Here is a 13,598-nt window from a genome sequence, read left to right on the forward strand (position 1 = left end):
GCGCCGGCCGCCGACGGCCGGCACCCGATCAGTGCCGGAAATGGCGCATGCCGGTAAAGACCATTGCGACGCCGTGTTCGTTGGCGGCATCGATGACTTCCTGGTCGCGCATCGAGCCGCCCGGCTGAATAACCGCCGTCGCCCCTGCCGCGATCATCGACAGAAGACCGTCGGCAAAAGGCAGGAAGGCTTCGGAGGCGACTGCCGAACCATGCGTCATCGGCACTGCAAGGCCGAGCGCCTTGGCCGCCTCTTCGGCCTTCAGCGCGGCGATGCGGGCGGAATCGACGCGGCTCATCTGGCCGGCGCCGATGCCGGCCGTCTGGCCGTCCTTGGCATAGACCACGGCGTTCGACTTCACATGTTTGCCGACCTTGAAGGCAAACTTCATGTCTTCCAGTTCCTGCGCCGTCGGCGCGCGCCTGGTCACGACCTTGAGTTCCAGATCCTCGACCATGCCGTTGTCGCGGCTCTGGACGAGCAGGCCGCCGGAAACGGTTTTCGCTGTCAAACCTGCGGCGCGCGGATCGGGCAGGCCACCGGCAGACAGCAGCCGCAGGTTCGGTTTGCGGGCGACGATCGCCTTTGCCTCCTCCGTGACATCCGGCGCGATAATCACTTCGGTGAAGAGCTTGACGATCTCTTCGGCCGTTTCGGCATCCAGCGTCTGGTTGAGCGCGATGATGCCGCCGAAGGCGGAAACGGAATCGCAGGCGAGCGCCCGCCGATAGGCCTCGACCAGGCTCGATCCGGTGGCGACGCCGCAGGGATTGGCGTGCTTGATGATCGCGCAGGCCGGTGCCTTCTCCGGCAGGAACTCGGCGACGAGCTCGTAGGCCGCATCCGTATCGTTGATATTGTTGTAGGAGAGCTGCTTGCCCTGGAGAAGAGCGGCCGTCGAAACACCCGGACGCTTCTCGCCGGTCACATAGAAGGCGGCCTTCTGATGCGGGTTTTCGCCGTAACGCATCTCTTCCTTCAGCACACCGCCAATGACCCGGTGGCGCGGCGTGTCGATCGACAGCGCCTCGGCAAACCAGTTGGAGATCATTGCATCATAGGCGGCGGTGCGGGCGTAGGCCTTGGCCGCCATACGCTGGCGGAAAGCATAGGCGGTCTTGCCGTCATCTGCGGAAAGCTGCTCCAGCAGCTCGGCATAATCGGCCGGATCGGTCAGGGTCGTCACATAGGCATGGTTCTTGGCCGATGCGCGGATCATCGCCGGACCGCCAATGTCGATATTCTCGACGGTTGTCGGATAGTCGCCGCCGGCTGCGCGCACCTCCTCGAAGGGGTAGAGGTTGATGACGGCGAGGTCGATACCCTCGATGCCGTGCTTTTTCATCGCTTCCTGGTGTTCGCTGTCGTCACGGATCGCCAGCAGGCCGCCATGCACCGTTGGATGCAGCGTCTTCACACGCCCATCCATGATCTCCGGAAAGCCGGTGATTTCGGAAACATCGGTGACGGCAAGACCGGCAGCGGTGATCGCTTTAAACGTGCCGCCGGTCGAAAGCAGGCGCACACCTCTGGCAGACAAGGCGTGGGCGAGGTCGACGATCCCGGTCTTGTCGAAGACGGAGATGAGCGCGGTCTTGATTTCGACCTTGTCGGGGGCGGGGATCTTCTTGGAAATGACGGCCATGAAACCTTCTCCGTTCGGGCTTCGGGAGGACATCCGCAAGGGATGTTCGCATGCTGGCGCCGCGTTAGCACAGCTTTGCCGCCGCGCAAACAGGCGTCAGCGCATGACGCCAAAAAGCACGAGCCATTTTTGGACGGCATCGTACTTTACTTCCTTGCTGTGGATGCGATCCCGATTTTGGCCACTCGGCCTAAAATCATCCGCTTCTAGCCTTTGCGGGACAAAAACCAGCGGATTTCGGTCTTCTCGGCAAGATCGAAATCGATCTCGATCTGGTCCGAGCCGCAAATGCCGGAGCTGTCGGCAAAGAAGATGTCCTCGGCGATCAACACCTCATTGCCGGGTGCGGAAAACAGCCAGCTTTCGCCGTCCGGCGCCGTCAGCAGCACTGACTCACCGTCACTCTGATGTAGGACGATCGATGGATGGATATGAAAACGGGCGACGGCCTTCAGCGGCTCGTCACTCTCATATCCTTCGCGGAGAACGAGCCGGTCGCGGCCGGTCACGATCGAACCTGCGGCATTGAGTGTCAGCTCACGTTCGTGCAGCACCCCGAACACCCTGAGGTAACCGTCATGGCTGAGCTTTATGCCGTCGCGTCCATCTTCGGTTTCGGCACGCTCGACGGTGATTGTCCTCACCGGTTCGCTGATTGCGTGGTTAAGGAAGGGCGAGGGCGAAAAACGGCTGGACGAGGTGTCGTTGAGGATAACTGTCGAATGCGCCGCCGTCGTGCGCGCCATCTGGACATAACGGTGCCCAGCAAATTTCGGCGAACCCGAATTGACGATGAAGCGATGACGGCCGGACGACATCTCGAAGGAGAGGCTGCCGGCATGCACGGTGCGAAGCGCGCCTCCTGAAGGCGGCGTGCCGGTATCGGCAATGATCACCGTCTTTCCCCCGGAAAGCCGCTGATAGCGCGAATGCGGCAAAGCCTTGAACGGCTGACCGGCGGTTTCGTCATAACGCAGCACGGACATCAGCTCGTTTGCGAGCGTGGAGGTCGCCCCGTTGAAGAGCGCCAGGTCTCCGTCCTGATGGCGAAAGAACCGCAATGCCGGATAGATGCGGTCTATGCCGGAGATCAGCTTCTGTGGCAGGTCATGGCCGAGATTGACATAGGTCTGCCGGAGCGGCAGCAGATCGAGCAGCAATTCCAGCCCGACGCGCGGATTGCGCGACACATGGCCGCCATCCGGCAGAATCTGGCTATCGAATTCGCGGTCGAGCGCCTGCGCCGCCCTTCTGAGCGTAGAGGCGCGCGCCGGCATGGCCACGGAAGCCATGGCGAGCGCGATACGCAGCCGAAACAGCTCCAGGCCGCCGAGGGTGAACGGCGCCATCCGGTGCAGGAACCTCACTTGGAACGCCAGCGACTTCATGAAGCGGCGATAAAAGCTGCGGTCGGCATTCTGCAGCACCACCGGCGAATGCGACAGCCAGGCGATAACGCGCTGGGCGGTGACGTCGGTCTCCCAGGCAATCCCTTCCATACGACCGGCATGGATGGAAAGCCAGCTGTCGACGATCGCACGGGCGGCAGCCGAACTACGCTCCGTCTTGTTCGCCCGCATATGCCGCAGCCAGCCGAAGCTGTGAAGACGGGTCGCGAAGGGTCGCGATGGCAGGGTGAAGGTGAAGGGCGACTTCCCGTTCGTTTCCAGCATGCGCCCGGCCAGGAGAAAACGTCCGTTTAGGATCTCGTCGGCCACGTGCGGATCGATGCTGCGCAGATCGGTCGGCGCGACGATCAGACGCTCCGGCACCTTGATCGAATGACGAAAGAGCTTCAGGCGCAGCAACGCGACGCGGCGCAAGGCGCGCCGCCAAGCCTCCCGAACATACATGCTCGCAAAACGCCGACCGGACTGCATATTCTATTGTCTATTGACCCTCGTGGTTAAGAATAGGTGAAAAGCGGCCGATTTCATCGTCCGCAATGAATTAATTCGTGACAAGGTTCGAATATACGCAAATTAACGCGTTTCACCCGAAATCATGCCGGCGGTTTGGGAGAGAACGGCATGCGTGACACGAGGCTATGCGGCACCTCGCATAGGCTACATCGCCGCGAACGCTCACGCCTCGCAAATCAGGCCACGCGCCGCAGCACAGCCGCATAGAAGCCGTCGAGGCCGGAGCCGATGCCGTCAGGCATCTTCAGCATGGTGGGAAGCGTGCGAAATTCGCCGAGCGGCGTGATCGCCGTCTCGAGGCCCGGCCAGTCACCGGCGCCGATCGGAACGCGCTCGACCGCATCCGTATCGGAAAGAACACGGGCGACGACGTCCTCGCCCTCGACAGGATCGAGCGAACAATTCGAAAAAACCAGCGTGCCGCCCGGCTTCAGAAATGTCAGCGCATGACGCAGCAGCCGTTCCTGCAGCGCCGCCAGCCTGGCGATATCCTCAGGTCCCTTGGTCCACAACACGTCAGGGTGCCGGCGTGTCGTGCCGGTGGAAGAGCAAGGGGCATCGAGCAGGATCGCATCGAAACGCTCCGTCGGTTCGAATGTCGTCAGATCTGCCGCAATCGTCTCCGCCTTGAGGCCGAGCCGGTCGAGATTCGAGCGCAACCGTCTCAGCCGGCTTTCCGACTGGTCGAGCGCGGTGACTGCGCCGCCGGCAAGGATGAGCTGCGCCGTCTTGCCGCCGGGCGCAGCACAGAGATCAGCGGTGCGTTTGCCCGAGAGATCGCCGAAAAGCTTCGCCGGTATGCTTGCCGCCGCATCCTGCACCCACCACGCGCCCTCGTCGAAGCCTTCGAGCGAGGGGATGCCGCCATCGAAGGCGGCGAGACGAATGCCGCCCGTGGGCAGGACGACGCCGGTAAGCCGCTTCGCCCAGCCTTCGGGGTCGGACTTGACGGTCAGATCGATTGCCGCCGGTTCGAGCTGGGATTCCGAAATCGCCAGCGCCGCGTCCCGGCCATAGGCCTTTTCCAGTCTGGCAATGAACCAGGCCGGCATCGGCGCGACCTTGCCGATCTCGGCGAGCACCTGCTCCTTCTCGCGGCCGAGCCGGCGGAGAATGGCATTGACCAGCTTGGCAAAACGACGATTGCGCGGATCCTGATTGGCCTGCTCGACGGCGAGATCGACGGCCGAATGATCCGGCACGTCGAGATAGAGGATCTGTGCCGCCCCGATTGCGAGCACGTGATGCAGCGCCCTTGCGCCCTCCGGCAGCGGCGAATCCAGCAGCCCGGCAATCGCGGCATCGATGCGCGGCAGGTGGCGCAGGGTCGTGTTCAGGATGGCGCGGACGAGCGCCCGGTCGCTTTCGCCGAGCGCTCTATAGGCCGGATTGCCGTGTTCATGATCGAGAGCGCCGTCGAGCGGCAGCTTGCGGTCGACGACGGCAGCAAGAATTTTTGCCGCCGCGGCGCGGGCCTGCAAGCCAGGCTTTGCCGGAGCAGATCGCTCGGTGGAGGGCTTATGCTTGCGGAATGGCTTCTTCGTGCCGTCTGAATTCAAGACCACGGACCTTTTGGCGGTTGCGAACCACCGCGACCAAGACCCGTATCCGGAACAGAGCGCGATTTGCGCGACGGATTAGCAGCACGAGCCGGCGACGTCGAGACATTCATGCCGCTTTGCGCCATGTCCTGCAGCGCGGCAATCCGGTTTTCCGTGTTCGGATGCGTGGAAAACAGATTGTCCATGCGCTCGCCGGAGAGCGGATTGATGATGAACATATGCGCCGTCGCCGGGTTGCGCTCGGCATCCTCGTTCGGCACGTGGGCAGCACCGCGGGCGATCTTGCCGAGCGCCGAAGCGAGCCAGAGCGGATTGCCGCAGATCTCGGCGCCGCGGCGGTCGGCCGAATATTCGCGCGTGCGGCTGATCGCCATCTGCACCAGCATGGCCGCGAGCGGCGCCACGATCATCGCGACGATGACGCCGACGAAGCCGAGGGGATTGCTGTTGTTCTCACGGTTGCCGCCGAAGAAGAAGGCGAAGTTGCCGAGCATGGAGATCGCGCCGGCAAGCGTTGCCGTGATCGTCATCGTCAGCGTGTCGCGGTTCTGAATGTGGGCCAGTTCATGCGCCATCACGCCTGCGACCTCCTCGGCAGACAAGGCGCTCAGCAGGCCGGTCGAGGCGGCGACGGCGGCATTGTCGGGATTGCGGCCAGTGGCAAAGGCATTCGGCTGCGGGCTATCGTAAAGATAAACCTTCGGCATCGGCAGGCCGGCATTGCGGGCGAGATCGCGCACGATCCGGAAGAATTCCGGCGCGTTGCGCTCGTCGACTTCCTGCGCGCGATAGGCCGAAAGCACCATGCGGTCGGAATTCCAGTAGGAGAAGAAATTCATGCCGGCAGCAAGGACGAATGCGATCATCATGCCGGCCCGACCGCCGATCAGGAAGCCGACAAACATGAAAAGCGCCGTCATGAAGGCGAGCAACATGGCAGTGCGAACGAGGTTCATGGCGGATCTCCATCTCAGATTTCGGCGTCTCAAGCTTTCAATCCCGGCACCGGCGCATTATGATTTGGTTATTCACCAGCCATTTTCAATATTTCCGGCAGGAGACGGCCATGCAGGACGCCGATAACGACAATAGCGAAACGCCGACGGCCGAGGGATCGGAGCTGCCGCGCAAGATGCTGTCCCCAGCTGCCCGGCGCGCCCTTGCCGAAGCCGAGGAGCGGCGAAAGAACCAGAAGCCGCTGGAGCTGCCGCCGGAGATTGGCGGTCGCGGCGGAGCCGAGCCGGCGCGTTTCGGCGACTACGAAATCAATGGCAGGACGATCGATTTCTGAGCCAATATTTGCTGTTGGCTTCTCCGGCCGCAGCAGAATGGAACTCAGAATCCGGCTAATGGCAATTTTGGGCCGAAGGTATTTCAGTCGCATCTAGCGGGCGTGACCTCGCCGGCAATCTTTCAGGCTTCGCCTGTGAATGGATGCGGCAAAGCAAGCATCGAATACGCGGAAGCAAAAGAGCCTCCCGGAAGCCCTAAATGGGGCGGCCGGAGCGGCTCGACGTATCAGGCGGTCGCCTTGTTTTGCCGGTTGGCGATCAGATCGTCGACCACGGCCGGATCGGCAAGCGTCGACGTGTCGCCGAGAGCACCGAAATCGTCTTCGGCGATCTTGCGCAGGATGCGGCGCATGATCTTGCCGGAGCGCGTCTTCGGCAGGCCGGGCGCAAACTGGATCTTGTCGGGCGCGGCGATCGGGCCGATTTCGGCCCGCACATGTTTCACCAGTTCCTGGCGAAGCGCATCCGATCCCTCGTGACCGGACATCAGCGTCACGTAGCAATAAATGCCCTGGCCCTTGATCGGATGCGGATAACCGACAACCGCGGCTTCCGAAACCAGATTATGCGAGACGAGCGCGGATTCCACCTCCGCCGTGCCGAGCCGGTGGCCGGAGACGTTCAGCACGTCGTCGACGCGGCCGGTGATCCAGTAGTAACCGTCGGAGTCGCGCCGGCAGCCGTCGCCGGTGAAATACTTGCCCTTGTAGGTGGAGAAATAGGTCTGAATGAAGCGCTCGTGATCGCCATAGACCGTGCGCATCTGACCCGGCCAGCTGTCGGTGATGCAGAGATTGCCGTCGGCCGCGCCTTCCAGCACCTTGCCCTCATTATCAACAATCTGCGGCTTGATACCGAAGAACGGGGTCGTCGCTGAACCGGGCTTCAGATCGGTGGCGCCGGGCAGCGGCGTGATCATGTGACCGCCAGTTTCCGTCTGCCACCACGTATCGATGACAGGGCAGCGCTTGTCGCCGACGACATTGTAATACCACTCCCAGGCCTCGGGATTGATCGGCTCGCCAACCGTGCCGAGCAGCCGCAGCGAAGAGCGCGAGGAGCGCGTGACGAAGTCGTCGCCGGCACCCATCAGCGAGCGGATCGCCGTCGGCGCCGTATAGAAGATGTTGACCCTGTGCTTGTCGATGACTTCCCAGAAGCGGCCCTGGTCCGGGAAATTGGGCACGCCCTCGAACATCAGCGTCGTCGCGCAGTTCGCAAGCGGCCCATAGACGATATAGGAGTGGCCGGTCACCCAGCCGACATCGGCCGTACACCAGTAGACGTCGCCATGGTGATAATCGAAGACATATTCATGCGTCATCGCTGCATAGACGAGATAACCCCCCGTCGTGTGCAGCACGCCCTTCGGCTTTCCGGTCGAGCCGGACGTATAAAGAATGAAGAGCGGATCTTCCGCCTTCATCTTCACCGGTGGGCATTCCGCCTTCACGGTGGCTATCTCCTGATGATGCCAGAGATCGCGGCCCGGCGCCCAGCCGGTCTTGCCGCCGGTGCGGCGAACGACCAGAACCTTGTCGACGATCACATGCTGGCGGGCGGCGATATGGATCGCCGTATCGGTATTGTCCTTCAGCGGCACCGGCTTGCCGCCGCGCAGGCCTTCGTCGCAGGTGATGACGAAGGTGGATTCGCAGTCGACGATGCGCCCGGCCAGCGCCTCGGGCGAGAAACCGCCGAAGACGACCGAATGCACCGCGCCGATGCGGGCGCAGGCGAGCATCGCATAGGCCGCTTCCGGGATCATCGGCATATAGATGGTGACGCGATCGCCCTTCTTGACGCCGTGCTTCTTCAACACGTTCGCCATCCGGCAGACATGCTCGTAGAGCTCGTTATAGGTGACCTTCTTATCGATATAGGGGTTGTCGCCCTCCCAGATGATCGCCACCTGGTCGCCATTCGTTTTCAGATGACGATCGATGCAGTTGTAGGAGACGTTTGTCTGACCGTCCTCGAACCACTTGATCGAAACCTTACCGGTAAAGGAAGTGTTCTTGACCTTGGTATAGGGCTTGAACCAGTCGATCCGCTTGCCGTGCTTGCCCCAGAACTTGTCCGGGTTTTCGACGCTTTCCTCGTACCATTTCAGGTACTTTTCCTTATCGATCAGGGCGCGCGCCTTCACCGGCTTCGTGACCGGATAGATCTTCTCCGACATGCAACTCCTCCTCATGGGACATGCGACGGGCCAGGTGAGCTATGCAGGGCCCGGACTTGAAATCACGGCAATTCATAGCAGTTCGCATCGCCACGGCAATTAGACAAAGGTCATTTCATTTCGGAAGAATTGCAATTCTGCGACAGTGCGGTTATATAGCGCCATATTTCCCGGACATTGTGGTGACAATCCACGGACCGCGACCGGCGCGGACGATAGAAGGACTATATCCATGGCTCAAACACTGCTCATGCCGAAGGCGACAGCCATTTGGCTCGTCGACAATACGGCACTGTCTTTCGATCAGATCGCGCAGTTCTGCAAACTGCATCCGCTCGAAGTCAAGGCGATCGCCGACGGCGAAGCGGCGCAGGGCATCAAGGGCCTCGACCCGATCTCGACAGGACAGCTTTCCCGCGACGAGATTGCCCGCGCCGAGGCCAATCCGAACCACAAGCTGAAGCTTTCCGAACCGAAGGTGCGGGTGCCGGAATCCAAGCGCCGCGGTCCGCGTTATACGCCGGTTTCCAAGCGTCAGGACCGCCCGAACGCCATTCTCTGGCTGGTTCGCAACCATCCGGAGCTGAAGGACGCGCAGATTTCCCGCCTCGTCGGCACGACGAAATCGACGATCGAGCAGATCCGCGAGCGCACCCACTGGAACTCCGCCAACCTGGCGCCGATGGATCCGGTCACGCTCGGCCTCTGCAGCCAGATCGATCTCGACATGGAAGTGGAAAAGGCCTCCAAGGGCCGTCCGCTGCCGACCGCTGCCGAGCTTGGCGCGACGCTGCAATCGGCCCAGGACACCGAGCGCCTGACCCCGAGCTACGAGCGCGAGGAGGAAAAGGAAAAGGAAATCGACGCCGACGCCGTCTTCCGCAAGCTGAGCTCGCTGCGCTCGGCGCCGAAGGACGAGGACGACGATCAGTACTGAGATATCAGCTCATCTCATGAAAAACCCCGCCGATATGAGCTGACCGGCGGGGTTTTTTATTGCGGATGGCCTGTTTCAAAGCATGTCGCGCAAAAGTGTGCAGCGGTTTTGCGATAACGACATGCGAAAAACAAAGACTTAAAGCGCGAAGAGCGAATCTGAAAGATCGCGACGCGCTTTAGCTGCGGAACAGAGTGAGGATGTTCTGCGCCGAGGTATTGGCGATCGAGAGCGACTGGATGGCGAGCTGCTGCTGCGTCTGCAAAGCCGAGAGCTTGCTCGATTCCTCTTCCATATCGGCATCGACCAGGCGACCGACGCCGGAGTCGATCGAATCGTGAAGGCCGCTGACGAACGTTTCCTGTAGCTGGATACGGGTCGAGATTGACCCGAGAGCCGAGCCGGCAGCGGTCATAGCGCCGAGAACCAGTTCGATACCGGTCAGGGCTGCGTCAAGCTGACCCTGGGTGAAACCGGTGATGTCGAGATCATATATTGACGCCATGACGATTACCGTGCCCCCATAGGTTCCGTTGAAGGCCGTGCCGATGATACCGCTGGACGTCTCGATCGCACCGGTGCTCGTCATGCCGAAAAGCACGTTTCCAAGCGTGCCCGAATCGAGCACGTAGTCCGTCATCTTGACGGAGACGGCATTGCTGCCGTCGCGCACGAAAGACGAAACGACGCTCTTCGTGCCGGAGGCGCCGGCAACCCAGTTTTCGCCGGAGAAGGACGCCGATTGAGCGATGCTGAGCAGCTGCTCCTGAAACTGGTCGAGCTCCTGCTGGATCTTCGTCTTGTCGACGCCCTTTTCCGTGGCGGCAACGATCTTGGCCTTGATTTCGCTGACGACATCGAGAGCGCTATCCATGGCCGAATAGGCGGTATCGACCTTGGCCGCGCCAAGCCCGAGCGCGTCGGAGACGGCCGAAAGCGCCTTGTTGTCAGAACGCATGGTCGTAGCAATCGACCAGTAAGCGGCATTGTCAGCCGCCTTCTCGACACGATAACCCGATGAAACGCGACCCTGGGTGTCCTTGAGGCTATCGTTTACGCCGCGCAAAGTCTGCAGCGCTGCCATGGCAGCGTTGTTGGTGAGGATGCTTGTCATGATCAGTTCCACAATCGTTGAGAAAGGGGCAATCCGGACTAAGCCGGTAACGGCGACCGCGTCATGCAAAGCCTGCTATGCAAGCCATTGCCGTTAACAAATGCTTGCATCAACATGGTTAACAATTCCTCAATTAGGCTTACCGAAAGTTTAATTCACATCGGCAAGGAGCCTAAACCGCGTCCGCGCAGCGCCTCGGCAATTTCCTCCAAAATCGTTGGATCATCGATAGTTGCAGGCATTTTCCAGGGTATGCCGTCGGCGATCTTCTGCATCGTGCCGCGCAGGATTTTGCCGGAGCGCGTCTTCGGCAACCGGTTAACGGTGATGGCCGTCTTGAAGGCGGCGACAGGCCCGATCGAATCACGAATCATCGCCACGACCTCTGATTCGATCGCCGTCGCGTCACGGCAAACATGTCGTTTCAGCACCAGGAAACCGCAGGGCGCCTGACCCTTCAGCGCATCGATCACACCAATGACCGCGCATTCGGCGACATCTGGATGACGCGCACAGACCTCCTCCATCGCCCCCGTCGAGAGCCGATGACCGGCGCAATTGATGATGTCGTCGGTGCGCGACATGATGAAGAGATAGCCGTCCTCATCGACATAGCCGGCATCGGCCGTCTTGTAATAGCCGGGAAACTCATCGAGATAGGCCGAGCGAAAACGCTCGTCGGCGTTCCAGAGGGTCGGCAGGCAGCCGGGCGGCAGGGGCAGCTTCACGACGATATTGCCGAGCGTTCCCGCCTCGATCGGATGCCCGGCATCGTCGAGCACCGCGATATCGTAGCCGGGCATCGGCAGCGCTGGCGACCCGTGCTTGACGGGAAGGGCGCCGAGACCGAGCGGATTTGCGGCGATCGGCCAGCCGGTCTCTGTCTGCCACCAATGATCGATGACGGGTATGCCAAGCATGCGCTCGGCCCATTTCAACGTCTCCGGATCCGCCCTCTCGCCAGCAAGAAACAGTGCGCGCAAGTCCGGCATGGGATATTGGCGCATCAGTTCACCATCACCGTCCTCCCGCCGGATGGCGCGAAATGCCGTCGGCGCCGTGAACAGCACCCGCACCTGATATTCTGAAACGATGCGCCAGAATGTGCCGGCATCCGGAGTGCCGACCGGTTTTCCCTCGAAGATCAAAGTGGTTACGCCTGATAGCAGCGGGGCATAGACGATATAGGAATGCCCGACGACCCAGCCGATATCCGATGCCGTCCAGAAGACCTCGCCCGGCTTCAAGCCGTAGATATTCCGCATCGACCAGTTGAGCGCGACCATATGGCCGCCATTGTCGCGCACGACACCCTTCGGTTGGCCCGTCGTGCCCGAGGTATAGAGGATGTAGAGCGGATCGGTCGCCTTGACGGAGACACAGGCGATCTCATCGCCACGATGCTGCGCCACCGCCGCCTCGAAATCGTGATCTCGACCGCTGACGAGATCTGCCCGAAGCTCCGGCCGCTGCAGCACCAGACAGCACTCCGGCTTCGAACGCGCGATCTCGATCGCCTGATCGACCAGCGGCTTATAGGCGACAATACGGCCTGGCTCGAGCCCGCAGCTCGCGCTGATCACCAGCTTCGCACCGCAATCGTCGATGCGCGCCGCAAGTTCGCTGGCGGCAAACCCGCCGAAAACAACGGAGTGAACCGCACCGATGCGGGCGCAGGCGAGCATCGAAAAGACCGCCTGCGGCACCATCGGCATATAAAGGATGACGCGATCGCCTTTACCGATGCGGCGCTCGACCAACGCTGCTGCGATAGCCATCACCTCACGAAGCACCTCATCATAGGTGAAACGGCGCTTCTCGCCGTTCATTGCGCTGTCGAAGATGATCGCTGTCTCGCCGCCGCGGCCGGCAGCGACGTGTCGGTCCAGGCAATTGTGGCATGTATTGGTTTCCGCGCCTGAAAACCAGCGGCCATACACGCCGTCATTTGACGAGAACACCCGCTCCGCTGGCTTGAACCAGTCGATGTCAGCGGCGGCTTCGCGCCAGAAGGCTTCGGGATCGCGTTTCCAGGCCGCATAGGCCTGATGATAGCCGCTCCGCATCTGTGCTCCTCCCCCAGGACATGCAAACCTAATCTAGGCGGCATTAAGGGGAACAGGAAGCCCGACCAAAGCAGCGTCTCAGCGCGTACCGAAAATCGCCGATCCGACCCGGACACTGGTGGCTCCGAATGCGATCGCCGTCTCGTAGTCGCCGGACATGCCCATAGACAGTTTTCCGACGCCGCATTTGAGCGCGAGCTTTGCCAGCAGGGCGAAATGCGGTCCGGGATTTTCCTCGGCCGGCGGAATGCACATCAAACCTTCGATCGAAAGGCCGAGTTCGTCGCGGCAAAGGTCGACAAAGGCCGGCGTGTCGTCAGGAGCGATGCCGGCCTTCTGCGGTTCGAGCCCGGTATTGACCTGGACATAGAGCCGCAGCGCCTTGCCTTGCCGCTTCATCTCCTCGGCAAGCGCGCGGGCGATCTTTTCCCGGTCCACTGTCTCGATGACGTCGAAAAGCGCCACAGCATCCGCCGCCTTGTTCGATTGCAGCGGTCCGATCAGATGCAGCTCGATATTCTGATGCTCAGCCTTCAGCGCCGGCCACTTGCCCTGGCTTTCCTGCACCCGGTTCTCGCCGAAGACACGCTGCCCGGCTTCGATGGCCGGGCGGATCGCGTCCGCCTCGAAGGTCTTCGACACCGCGACGAGCTGAACGGAACCCGCCGGACGACCTGCTTCGCGTTCCCCGGCCGCAATCCGCGACCGCACATCGTTCAAGCGCTCTTGAAGTTCCATCAATCTGCCTCGGCATACCAGCATGAAAGGATCGGCAATGAACTAACCAGCCAATCTGTGCTTGCCAAGTCCCGCCTTGGCGAAATCACTTGGTCACGATCAAGATCGGACGCTTGCAGCGCCTGCAAAACTTGACGCTA

10 protein-coding genes are annotated in these 13,598 nt (G+C 61.3%); 2 read left to right on the forward strand and 8 right to left on the reverse strand.

The features are described from left to right. Positions 1 to 28: 28 nt before the first annotated feature. The 4 genes from purH to htpX all read right to left on the reverse strand — a co-directional run bounded on the left by purH (position 29) and on the right by htpX (position 6,085). The gene (purH, locus tag B5P46_RS31530) at positions 29 to 1,645 is read right to left on the reverse strand and encodes a bifunctional phosphoribosylaminoimidazolecarboxamide formyltransferase/IMP cyclohydrolase (protein ID WP_129422139.1); all 1,617 of its coding nucleotides are present in this window, start codon (positions 1,643 to 1,645) and stop codon (positions 29 to 31) included. A gap of 206 nt (positions 1,646 to 1,851) precedes the next feature. After that, complete coding sequence (locus B5P46_RS31535; protein ID WP_129422140.1) at positions 1,852 to 3,525, reverse strand: heparinase II/III family protein; 1,674 nt, start codon at positions 3,523 to 3,525, stop codon at positions 1,852 to 1,854. Between the two features lie 218 nt (positions 3,526 to 3,743). Next, on the reverse strand, positions 3,744 to 5,132 hold the full coding sequence (locus tag B5P46_RS31540; protein ID WP_129422141.1) for an RsmB/NOP family class I SAM-dependent RNA methyltransferase: 1,389 nt from the start codon (positions 5,130 to 5,132) through the stop codon (positions 3,744 to 3,746). Further along, positions 5,123 to 6,085 (reverse strand): zinc metalloprotease HtpX, encoded by a 963-nt coding sequence (gene htpX / locus B5P46_RS31545; RefSeq protein WP_129422142.1) that lies wholly within the window; start codon positions 6,083 to 6,085, stop codon positions 5,123 to 5,125. Before htpX ends, B5P46_RS31540 begins: the two co-directional genes overlap by 10 nt. Before the next feature lie 110 nt (positions 6,086 to 6,195). Here htpX and B5P46_RS31550 point away from each other — a divergent pair, with 110 nt between their 5' ends. Next, positions 6,196 to 6,420 carry a DUF1674 domain-containing protein gene (locus B5P46_RS31550; RefSeq protein WP_129422143.1) on the forward strand — a complete coding sequence of 75 codons (225 nt, stop codon included), beginning with the start codon at positions 6,196 to 6,198 and terminating at the stop codon, positions 6,418 to 6,420. A gap of 227 nt (positions 6,421 to 6,647) precedes the next feature. On the opposite strand, the gene acs is transcribed toward B5P46_RS31550, so the two are convergent. Further along, complete coding sequence (acs, locus tag B5P46_RS31555) at positions 6,648 to 8,603, reverse strand: acetate--CoA ligase (RefSeq protein ID WP_129422144.1); 1,956 nt, start codon at positions 8,601 to 8,603, stop codon at positions 6,648 to 6,650. Between the two features lie 232 nt (positions 8,604 to 8,835). Here acs and B5P46_RS31560 point away from each other — a divergent pair, with 232 nt between their 5' ends. After that, positions 8,836 to 9,540, forward strand: coding sequence for a DUF1013 domain-containing protein (locus B5P46_RS31560; RefSeq protein WP_032984599.1), 705 nt, complete (start codon positions 8,836 to 8,838; stop codon positions 9,538 to 9,540). Positions 9,541 to 9,718: 178 nt separating this feature from the next. Here B5P46_RS31560 and B5P46_RS31565 read toward each other — a convergent pair whose 3' ends face one another. The 3 genes from B5P46_RS31565 to B5P46_RS31575 all read right to left on the reverse strand — a co-directional run bounded on the left by B5P46_RS31565 (position 9,719) and on the right by B5P46_RS31575 (position 13,458). Next, the gene (locus B5P46_RS31565) at positions 9,719 to 10,654 is read right to left on the reverse strand and encodes a flagellin (protein ID WP_129422145.1); all 936 of its coding nucleotides are present in this window, start codon (positions 10,652 to 10,654) and stop codon (positions 9,719 to 9,721) included. A gap of 155 nt (positions 10,655 to 10,809) precedes the next feature. Next, a complete protein-coding gene (locus tag B5P46_RS31570; protein ID WP_129422146.1) occupies positions 10,810 to 12,720 on the reverse strand; it encodes a propionyl-CoA synthetase in 1,911 nt (636 codons plus the stop codon). A gap of 78 nt (positions 12,721 to 12,798) precedes the next feature. Next, positions 12,799 to 13,458 carry a YggS family pyridoxal phosphate-dependent enzyme gene (locus B5P46_RS31575; RefSeq protein WP_129422147.1) on the reverse strand — a complete coding sequence of 220 codons (660 nt, stop codon included), beginning with the start codon at positions 13,456 to 13,458 and terminating at the stop codon, positions 12,799 to 12,801. Positions 13,459 to 13,598 lie beyond the last annotated feature (140 nt).

The organism is Rhizobium leguminosarum (genome assembly GCF_004123835.1).
Classification (GTDB): domain Bacteria; phylum Pseudomonadota; class Alphaproteobacteria; order Rhizobiales; family Rhizobiaceae; genus Rhizobium; species Rhizobium leguminosarum_M.

What these genes read in the sequence shown, in the direction of transcription:
- B5P46_RS31560 (WP_032984599.1), top strand. Translation starts at nt 8,836, where the DNA reads ATGGCTCAAACACTGCTCATGCCGAAGGCGACAGCCATTTGGCTCGTC.
- purH (WP_129422139.1), bottom strand. Translation starts at nt 1,645, where the DNA reads ATGGCCGTCATTTCCAAGAAGATCCCCGCCCCCGACAAGGTCGAAATC.
- B5P46_RS31550 (WP_129422143.1), top strand. Translation starts at nt 6,196, where the DNA reads ATGCAGGACGCCGATAACGACAATAGCGAAACGCCGACGGCCGAGGGA.
- htpX (WP_129422142.1), bottom strand. Translation starts at nt 6,085, where the DNA reads ATGAACCTCGTTCGCACTGCCATGTTGCTCGCCTTCATGACGGCGCTT.
- B5P46_RS31565 (WP_129422145.1), bottom strand. Translation starts at nt 10,654, where the DNA reads ATGACAAGCATCCTCACCAACAACGCTGCCATGGCAGCGCTGCAGACT.
- B5P46_RS31570 (WP_129422146.1), bottom strand. Translation starts at nt 12,720, where the DNA reads ATGCGGAGCGGCTATCATCAGGCCTATGCGGCCTGGAAACGCGATCCC.
- B5P46_RS31575 (WP_129422147.1), bottom strand. Translation starts at nt 13,458, where the DNA reads ATGGAACTTCAAGAGCGCTTGAACGATGTGCGGTCGCGGATTGCGGCC.
- acs (WP_129422144.1), bottom strand. Translation starts at nt 8,603, where the DNA reads ATGTCGGAGAAGATCTATCCGGTCACGAAGCCGGTGAAGGCGCGCGCC.
- B5P46_RS31535 (WP_129422140.1), bottom strand. Translation starts at nt 3,525, where the DNA reads ATGCAGTCCGGTCGGCGTTTTGCGAGCATGTATGTTCGGGAGGCTTGG.